10 protein-coding genes are annotated in these 7,842 nt (G+C 50.3%); 9 read left to right on the top strand and 1 reads right to left on the bottom strand.

The genetic code is table 11. The features are described from left to right. Positions 1-194: 194 nt before the first annotated feature. The gene (gene suhB / locus ABT58_RS14885) at positions 195-995 is read right to left on the bottom strand and encodes an inositol-1-monophosphatase (protein ID WP_047875225.1); all 801 of its coding nucleotides are present in this window, start codon (positions 993-995) and stop codon (positions 195-197) included. Positions 996-1,236: 241 nt separating this feature from the next. Between suhB and trmJ the strand changes: the two genes are divergently transcribed. The 9 genes from trmJ to iscX all read left to right on the top strand — a co-directional run bounded on the left by trmJ (position 1,237) and on the right by iscX (position 7,758). Continuing rightward, positions 1,237-1,971 (top strand): tRNA (cytosine(32)/uridine(32)-2'-O)-methyltransferase TrmJ, encoded by a 735-nt coding sequence (gene trmJ / locus ABT58_RS14880; protein ID WP_047875226.1) that lies wholly within the window; start codon positions 1,237-1,239, stop codon positions 1,969-1,971. Positions 1,972-2,084: 113 nt separating this feature from the next. Continuing rightward, entirely contained in the window at positions 2,085-2,591 is a 507-nt protein-coding gene (iscR, locus tag ABT58_RS14875) for a Fe-S cluster assembly transcriptional regulator IscR (RefSeq protein ID WP_047875224.1), read from the top strand. A 31-nt stretch (positions 2,592-2,622) separates the two neighbouring features. After that, positions 2,623-3,837: an IscS subfamily cysteine desulfurase gene (locus tag ABT58_RS14870; protein WP_047875223.1), complete on the top strand. Its 1,215-nt coding sequence runs from the start codon at positions 2,623-2,625 to the stop codon at positions 3,835-3,837. Between the two features lie 33 nt (positions 3,838-3,870). After that, positions 3,871-4,260, top strand: a complete 390-nt coding sequence (gene iscU, locus ABT58_RS14865) for a Fe-S cluster assembly scaffold IscU (protein WP_047875222.1) — start codon at positions 3,871-3,873, stop codon at positions 4,258-4,260. A gap of 17 nt (positions 4,261-4,277) precedes the next feature. Further along, the gene (gene iscA, locus ABT58_RS14860; protein WP_047875221.1) at positions 4,278-4,601 is read left to right on the top strand and encodes an iron-sulfur cluster assembly protein IscA; all 324 of its coding nucleotides are present in this window, start codon (positions 4,278-4,280) and stop codon (positions 4,599-4,601) included. Positions 4,602-4,689: 88 nt separating this feature from the next. Then, positions 4,690-5,205, top strand: coding sequence for a co-chaperone HscB (hscB, locus tag ABT58_RS14855; RefSeq protein ID WP_047875220.1), 516 nt, complete (start codon positions 4,690-4,692; stop codon positions 5,203-5,205). 71 nt (positions 5,206-5,276) lie between these two features. After that, entirely contained in the window at positions 5,277-7,130 is a 1,854-nt protein-coding gene (gene hscA, locus ABT58_RS14850; RefSeq protein ID WP_047875219.1) for a Fe-S protein assembly chaperone HscA, read from the top strand. Between the two features lie 2 nt (positions 7,131-7,132). Further along, positions 7,133-7,471 carry an ISC system 2Fe-2S type ferredoxin gene (gene fdx / locus ABT58_RS14845; RefSeq protein WP_047875218.1) on the top strand — a complete coding sequence of 113 codons (339 nt, stop codon included), beginning with the start codon at positions 7,133-7,135 and terminating at the stop codon, positions 7,469-7,471. 86 nt (positions 7,472-7,557) lie between these two features. Further along, the gene (iscX, locus tag ABT58_RS14840; protein ID WP_047875217.1) at positions 7,558-7,758 is read left to right on the top strand and encodes a Fe-S cluster assembly protein IscX; all 201 of its coding nucleotides are present in this window, start codon (positions 7,558-7,560) and stop codon (positions 7,756-7,758) included. Positions 7,759-7,842 lie beyond the last annotated feature (84 nt).

The following is a 7,842-nucleotide window of genomic DNA, read 5'->3' as shown; positions in this document are numbered from 1 at the left end:
AGGTCCATAGGTCCATAGGTCCATAGGTCCATAGGTCCATAGGTCCACAGGTCCATAGGTCCACAGGTCCATAGCCTGGGCTCTTTGCCCTTACTCGCTCCTCGTCCCTTTAGACTCGTTCCTGTCTTATAAACAAAAAAACGCCCCCGTGCGCAGTGCACGGGGGCGTTTTTTAATTTTGGATAATCCGAAGATTACTTGTTCAGTGCTTCGCTACCGTGTTCACGGATTTTGCTTAGCAGAGGCTTCACTACACGCGCTGGACCAGCAACGATGTTGCCAGAAGTCAGGTAGTTAGTGTTGCCAGTAAAGTCAGTACAGATAGCACCAGCTTCACGCGCGATTAGTTCACCTGCTGCGATTTCCCAAGGCTTCAGGCCTAGCTTGAATACACCGTCAACACGGCCAGCAGCTAGGTAACATAGGTCTAGGGCAGAACAGCCTGATTGACGCATGTCGTCACAATCAACGAACAGTGCGTTCTGGATTTTAGCAAAGCTTTCAGCGTGCTGTTTAGCAGCAAACGGTAGGCCAGTTGCCAGAGTAGTACCAGTTAGGTCGCGAGGTTCAGAAACACGGATACGCTGGCTGTTTAGCTGTGCGCCAGAACCGCGAGTTGCCGTGAATAGTTCGTTGCGAGTTGGATCGTAAACAGCAGCGATTTCAGTGCGGCCACGCATGCGTAGTGCAACAGAAATAGCAAAGTGAGGGTAACCACGAACGAAGTTCTTGGTGCCATCCACTGGGTCGATGATCCACTGACAATCTTTGTCACGACCTTCTTTATTACTGCCTTCTGCGGCAATAATGCAGTGGTCAGGGTAAGACTTAAGGATTGTCTCGATAATGATAGCTTCTGCTTCTTTATCGATGTTGGTAACAACATCATTACCTTTGTTAGCTACTTCAATAGCTTGAGGTTTTTCTAGAGATTTAATGACATGGTCACCAGCCTTTCGTACAGCACGAATGGCGATATTAAGCATCGGATGCATAGGATCTTCCCAACGGATGTTAAAGAACTAAAAAGCGGCGGCGAGTATATCAGAGCCACCACAAAAGGGAAGTGGTTATTTTTTACCCTGAGTGCGATCTGACGCAGGGCTGGTGGCTTTTTGCCCATTTAACGTCAGGCTCAGCTTGAATGGTATAATGTTTTTACATGTTTTCACCTTTTTTAAAATCTCTGTGTTAAAATCCCACGGCTCTATTGAACTGTTGGAATTCGTAGCTTCTATGTTAGATAAAATCAGCGTGGTTCTTGTTGGTACCTCTCATCCGGGCAACATTGGCTCGGCGGCACGCGCCATGAAAGTGATGGGGTTGACCCGACTGATCCTCGTCGCGCCGTTGTGTGAAATCGACGAAACGACTTACGCCCTCGCGGCTGGTGCCGGCGATGTGGTGTCGAACGCGAAGATTGTTCCAACACTCGATGAGGCGATTGCTGATTGTGGTTTGGTGGTGGGAGCCAGCGCCCGATCACGTACCCTTGAGTGGCCGCAACTTGATCCGCGAGAATGCGGGATCAAAGCCATTGCGGAAGCCGCTTCACACCCTGTTGCTATTCTGTTTGGCCGCGAAAGCACCGGCCTGACCAATGAAGAGCTGCAGCGTTGCCACTGTCATGTCTATATCCCTGCTAACCCTGAATACAGCTCGCTGAACCTGGCGATGGCGGTACAGACCGTCAGCTATGAAGTGCGTATGGCCTTCCTTGAGCAGCAGAAATACGCAGGCCAGCAACCACAGGTAGAAGCCTATCCTCGTGTGAATGAGCTGGAAATGTTCTACGAACACCTTGAAAAGGTGGCACGTCAAACTCGCTTCATTAATAAAAAGCATCCCGGCATGGTGATGGCGAAATTACGCCGTCTGTTTACCCGTGCGCGTCCGGAGGAGCAAGAGTTACAAATTCTGCGTGGCATCCTCTCTTCCGTAGAAAAATCGCTTGAGTATAAAGACAAGTAGTCACATTATCTTTATGGTTAAAAGCCTGACTAAATCAGTCAGGTAAATACTTGACCGTTTTAGTCAGGTATGCGACACTGCTTCCCATAAATAAACGTGGGTAGTGGTGTGTTATGAGATTGACATCAAAAGGAAGATACGCCGTCACAGCGATGTTAGATGTGGCGTTGCACTCTCAGGATGGTCCCGTACCATTGGCCGACATATCTGAGCGCCAGGGGATTTCACTGTCTTACCTGGAACAACTCTTTTCTCGCTTGCGTAAAGCTGGTTTAGTCGCCAGTGTGCGTGGTCCCGGTGGTGGTTACCGCCTCGGTGAAGACGCTAACGATATTGCCATTGGTATGGTGATCGCAGCGGTTGATGAATCGGTTGATGCAACCAAATGCCACGGTAAAGGAGATTGCCAAGGCGGGGTTCGTTGTCTGACACACACGCTATGGCGTGACCTGAGTGCCCGGATCAGCGGCTTTTTGAACAACATCACTCTTGGTGAGTTGATGCAAGACAATGATGTACAAGAGATCTCTGATCGTCAGGATCAAAGCTTACACAAAACATCATTTGGACATAAAAATACACACGATAGCACCTCAATCGGTGTCGATGTTCGCTCCTAGAGACCAGACGTCCGTGTTTTCGGAGATGAAGATGAAACTGCCAATATATTTTGATTATTCAGCTACTTGCCCGGTTGATCCACGCGTTGCAGAGAAAATGATGCAATGCCTGACAATGGATGGCAACTTTGGTAACCCGGCTTCTCGTTCTCACCGTTTTGGTTGGCAGGCCGAGGAAGCAGTAGATACTGCACGTGAGCAGATTGCTGAACTGCTTAACGCGGATCCTCGTGAGATCGTATTTACATCCGGTGCTACCGAGTCAGACAACCTGGCTATCAAAGGTGCTGCGCATTTCTACAACAAGAAAGGCAAGCACGTTATTACGTGTAAAACAGAGCACAAAGCGGTGCTTGACCCATGTCGTCAGCTAGAGCGTGAAGGCTATGAGGTGACTTACCTTGAGCCAGAAGCCAACGGTATCATCGATATGGCTAAGCTGCGCGACGCAATGCGTGAAGACACTGTGCTGGTTTCTATCATGCACGTAAACAACGAGATCGGTGTGGTTCAGGACATCGCAGCGATTGGTGAACTGTGCCGTGAGAAAAAAGTGATTTTCCACGTGGATGCAGCACAATCTGCGGGTAAACTGCCGATCGACGTACAAGCTATTAAAGTGGATTTGATTTCACTGTCTGCGCACAAAATTTACGGTCCTAAAGGTATCGGTGCACTGTACGTGCGTCGTAAGCCACGTATCCGCCTAGAAGCACAAATGCACGGTGGCGGTCATGAGCGTGGTTTCCGTTCAGGTACCCTGCCAACTCACCAAATCGTGGGTATGGGCGAAGCATTCCGTGTTGCAAAAGAAGACATGGAAAAAGATTACCAACATGTGTTGGCGCTACGTAACCGTCTGCTTGCTGGCCTTGAAGGCATCGAAGCAATGTCAATCAACGGTGACATGGAACAACGCGTGCCGCATAACCTCAACATCAGCTTTGCTTTCGTTGAAGGTGAATCGCTGTTGATGGCACTGAAAGACCTGGCTGTTTCATCTGGCTCTGCGTGTACATCTGCAAGCCTTGAGCCATCGTACGTACTGCGTGCATTAGGCTTGAACGATGAATTGGCACACAGCTCAATTCGTTTCTCTTTCGGTCGCTTCACGACAGAAGAGGAAATTGACCACGCTGTTTCTCAAATCCGTGGTGCGGTAGAGAAACTACGTGAAATGTCTCCACTGTGGGACATGTATAAAGAAGGGATTGACCTGGACACGGTCGAGTGGGCACACCACTAATCTTGCGGTCATCACATATTCGAGGAAACTGTCATGGCATATAGTGAAAAAGTTATCGATCATTATGAGAATCCGCGTAACGTGGGCTCATTTGATAAAAACGACAAAAATGTCGGTAGCGGCATGGTAGGGGCACCTGCCTGTGGCGACGTAATGAAGCTTCAGATCAAAGTGACTGAAGACGGCATTATTGAAGATGCGAAGTTTAAAACATACGGTTGTGGCTCTGCCATTGCTTCAAGCTCACTGATCACTGAGTGGGTAAAAGGCAAGACGCTAGACGAAGCAGCGGCAATCAAGAACTCAGCGATTGCTGAAGAGCTTGAGCTACCACCAGTAAAAGTACACTGCTCGATCCTTGCTGAAGATGCGATCAAAGCAGCAGTGAGCGATTACAAAAAGAAACACGCAGAACAAGATTAATTCCTAAGGGTTGTTGTATGGCCATAACGATTACTGAAGCGGCAGCAAGTCGCGTCGCTACCTTCCTGGCAAACCGAGGTAAAGGCATCGGCCTGAGACTGGGTGTCCGCACTTCAGGCTGTTCGGGCATGGCCTACGTACTGGAGTTCGTAGACGAGCTGGACGAGGGTGATCAGATCTTTGAAGAAAAAGGCGTCAAAATCATTGTTGATGCTAAGAGTCTGGTTTACCTTGACGGCACTGAGTTGGACTTTGCTAAAGAAGGTCTGAACGAAGGTTTCCAGTTCAATAACCCTAACGTATCCAGTGAATGTGGTTGTGGTGAAAGCTTCAACGTCTAATCGCTGAATATACTGAGCCTGATCACTGCCTATGGCGGTCATCAGGTTCAGTCCTTTTCAGATTCTGTCTTTAAGATACGTGCGCGATATGAATCATTTTGAACTCTTTGGGCTACCTTTTCAGTTTCCGCTGGACGGTAGCCTTCTTGCTACTCACTTCCGAGAACTGCAGCGTCGTTTTCACCCTGATAACTTTGCCACTGCTTCTGAACGCGATCGATTGATGGCGGTGCAGAAAGCGGCACAAATCAATGATGCATTCCAAACGCTGAAAAACCCGATCTCTCGGGCGGAATACATGTTGTCGGAAAAAGACATGGATATTCGTGGGGAGCAGAAAACCCTGCAAGATCCGGTCTTTTTGATGCAGCAGATGGAGCTGCGCGAAGCGCTGGAAGAGATCACCGATGCCGATGATCCTGAATCCGCCTTGTTCGACTTTGAGCAACAAGTGACTTCGCTGTACAAATCACAGTTAACAGATCTTGAGCAATTACTGCTCGAGGAACACTGGGAAGCGGCGGCAGATGCCGTGCGCAAGCTTAAGTTTATTGTTAAGCTTCAAGCGGAAGTTGAGCGCCTTGAAGAGAGCCTGCTCGATTAACGGTATCCGGACGGTTTCCGAACGGTTCCCGAACGGTTTCCGATCCCAGTATTAACTTCACAGGAAAGAAAATGGCACTGTTACAGATTGCTGAACCGGGTCAAAGTGCGGCGCCGCATCAACACAAGTTGGCGGTGGGTATCGACCTTGGAACGACTAACTCACTCGTGGCTGCAGTACGTAGTGGCGTACCAGAAACACTGAAAGATCTGCAGGGGCAAGCCATTTTGCCTTCAGCGGTATATTACGGTGAAGCGGGCATTGTCGTGGGTCGAGAAGCCCGTGATATCGCCCAGCAAGATCCGGCAAATAGCATCATTTCCGTGAAGCGAATGATGGGACGCTCCCTGAGCGATATTCAACAGCGTTACCCACAATTGCCTTACAGCCTAAGCGCAACGGATAACGGCTTGCCACAGTTGAACACCCGCCAAGGTGCCGTTAACCCGGTACAAGTGTCGGCGGAAATCCTGAAAACACTGAACACCCGTGCACAGGACACTCTAGGTGGTGAACTGGCAGGTGTCGTGATCACGGTACCGGCGTATTTTGATGATGCGCAGCGTGCGGGCACCAAAGATGCCGCCAAGCTGGCGAACCTGAACGTGTTGCGTCTGCTGAACGAACCGACGGCGGCGGCGATTGCCTACGGCCTGGATTCGGGTCAGGAAGGCGTGATTGCCGTATATGACTTGGGTGGCGGTACGTTTGATATCTCTATCCTGCGTTTGTCAAAAGGCGTGTTTGAAGTGTTGGCGACCGGTGGCGATTCTGCGCTGGGCGGTGATGACTTTGACCACCTGTTGGCAGATTGGATCGCCGAACAAGCCGGTTTTGAACTGCCATTGTCTGCTAATGCACAGCGTGCGTTGCAAGATGCGGCACAAGCGGCGAAAGAAGCCTTGTCAGCAAACGATACTGTCGAGGTTGAGGTATTGGGCTGGACCGGCAGTGTGAGCCGTGAGCAGTTTGATGCATTGATCCAGCCTTTGGTGAAAAAGACCCTGATGGCGTGCCGTCGTGCACTGAAAGATGCCGACGTGGCCAACGATGACGTGATTGAAACCGTCATGGTAGGCGGCTCAACCCGCGTGCCATTGGTACGTGACATGGTCGGTAACTTCTTTGGTAAAACGCCATTGACCTCTATCGACCCGGATCAGGTTGTGGCTATCGGTGCGGCGATTCAGGCTGACATTTTAGTCGGCAACAAGCCGGATGCGGAAATGCTGCTGCTGGATGTGATCCCGCTGTCGCTGGGTATCGAAACCATGGGTGGCATGATTGAGAAAATCATCCCTCGTAACACCACCATCCCTGTGGCGCGCGCGCAGGAATTTACCACGTTCAAAGACGGCCAAACGGCAATGTCTGTGCACGTGGTACAAGGTGAGCGTGAGATGGTGAGCGATTGCCGTTCACTGGCCCGTTTCACTCTGCGTGGCATCCCTGCGATGGCCGCTGGTGCGGCTCACATTCGTGTGACTTACCAGGTGGATGCAGATGGCTTGCTGTCTGTGACTGCAATGGAAAAGAGCAGCGGTGTGCAGTCTTCTATTCAGGTGAAGCCGTCTTACGGCCTGACCGATGATGAAATCGCGACCATGATCCGCGATTCAATGACCTACGCCCAAGATGATAAAGACGCCCGTGCCCTTGCTGAGCAACAAGTGGAAGCGGATCGCGTTCTCGAAGGGCTGATCGCGGCACTGGCTCAGGATGGTGATACCCTGCTGAGCAAAGAAGAGCGCGATCAACTGGAAGCCGTCATGATGGAACTGGTGCAATTGCGTCAGGGCACAGACCCATACGCCATTGAAGCCGGTATTAAGAAAACAGATAAAGCCAGCCAAGAATTTGCGTCACGCCGAATGGACAAATCTATTCGTCAGGCCTTGGCCGGTCACTCGATTGATGAGGTTTAGGCATGCCTAAAATTGTTGTACTACCCCATGAAGATCTTTGCCCAGAAGGGGCGGTGCTAGAAGCCCAAGAAGGGGAAACGATTCTGGATGTAGCACTGCGCAACGGTATCGGCATTGAGCACGCGTGTGAAAAATCATGTGCGTGTACCACGTGTCACTGCATTGTGCGTGAAGGTTTTGATTCACTTGAAGAAAGTGATGAACTGGAAGACGACATGCTGGATAAAGCATGGGGCCTTGAGCCTGAGTCTCGCCTAAGCTGTCAGGCCCGCGTAGCGGATGAAGATTTGGTTGTCGAAATTCCAAAATACACCCTGAACCTGGCGTCTGAAGGTCATTAAAAAGGGTCTCCCTGTCTGTGAATGAATAGGCAGGGCAACCTTACCCGCAATCGCCCGTCAGTGTGTCACAGTAAAAGGAGCAGTGTATGCGCTTAACATGGATTGATTCCCGCGAATTGGCCATCGCCCTCGCGGACACCTACCCGGATGTGGACCCTCATACGATCCGTTTTACGGATTTACGTGAGTGGATCCTGGCACTGGATGACTTTGATGACGATCCGGCCCATTGCAGCGAGCGAGTATTAGAAGCCGTGCAAATGTGCTGGATTGAAGAGGCCGATTAACGGACTGACTGAAAGGGAAGTAAAACCGCTGTGTTTTGCTTCCTTTTTTCTTTTTGGTCTTTACGCTTACCCGCTTACCCGCTT

This window comes from Photobacterium aphoticum, from assembly GCF_001029435.1.
Classification (GTDB): Bacteria; Pseudomonadota; Gammaproteobacteria; order Enterobacterales; family Vibrionaceae; genus Photobacterium; species Photobacterium aphoticum.
Note: the sequence above shows the minus strand (reverse complement) of the source record. Positions and strands in the feature narration are given on the sequence as shown.

Excerpts from the sequence above, each read along its gene's own strand:
- suhB (WP_047875225.1), bottom strand. The coding sequence starts at position 995 with ATGCATCCGATGCTTAATATCGCCATTCGTGCTGTACGAAAGGCTGGT.
- fdx (WP_047875218.1), top strand. The coding sequence starts at position 7,133 with ATGCCTAAAATTGTTGTACTACCCCATGAAGATCTTTGCCCAGAAGGG.
- iscU (WP_047875222.1), top strand. The coding sequence starts at position 3,871 with ATGGCATATAGTGAAAAAGTTATCGATCATTATGAGAATCCGCGTAAC.
- iscX (WP_047875217.1), top strand. The coding sequence starts at position 7,558 with ATGCGCTTAACATGGATTGATTCCCGCGAATTGGCCATCGCCCTCGCG.
- iscA (WP_047875221.1), top strand. The coding sequence starts at position 4,278 with ATGGCCATAACGATTACTGAAGCGGCAGCAAGTCGCGTCGCTACCTTC.
- hscA (WP_047875219.1), top strand. The coding sequence starts at position 5,277 with ATGGCACTGTTACAGATTGCTGAACCGGGTCAAAGTGCGGCGCCGCAT.
- iscR (WP_047875224.1), top strand. The coding sequence starts at position 2,085 with ATGAGATTGACATCAAAAGGAAGATACGCCGTCACAGCGATGTTAGAT.
- ABT58_RS14870 (WP_047875223.1), top strand. The coding sequence starts at position 2,623 with ATGAAACTGCCAATATATTTTGATTATTCAGCTACTTGCCCGGTTGAT.
- trmJ (WP_047875226.1), top strand. The coding sequence starts at position 1,237 with ATGTTAGATAAAATCAGCGTGGTTCTTGTTGGTACCTCTCATCCGGGC.
- hscB (WP_047875220.1), top strand. The coding sequence starts at position 4,690 with ATGAATCATTTTGAACTCTTTGGGCTACCTTTTCAGTTTCCGCTGGAC.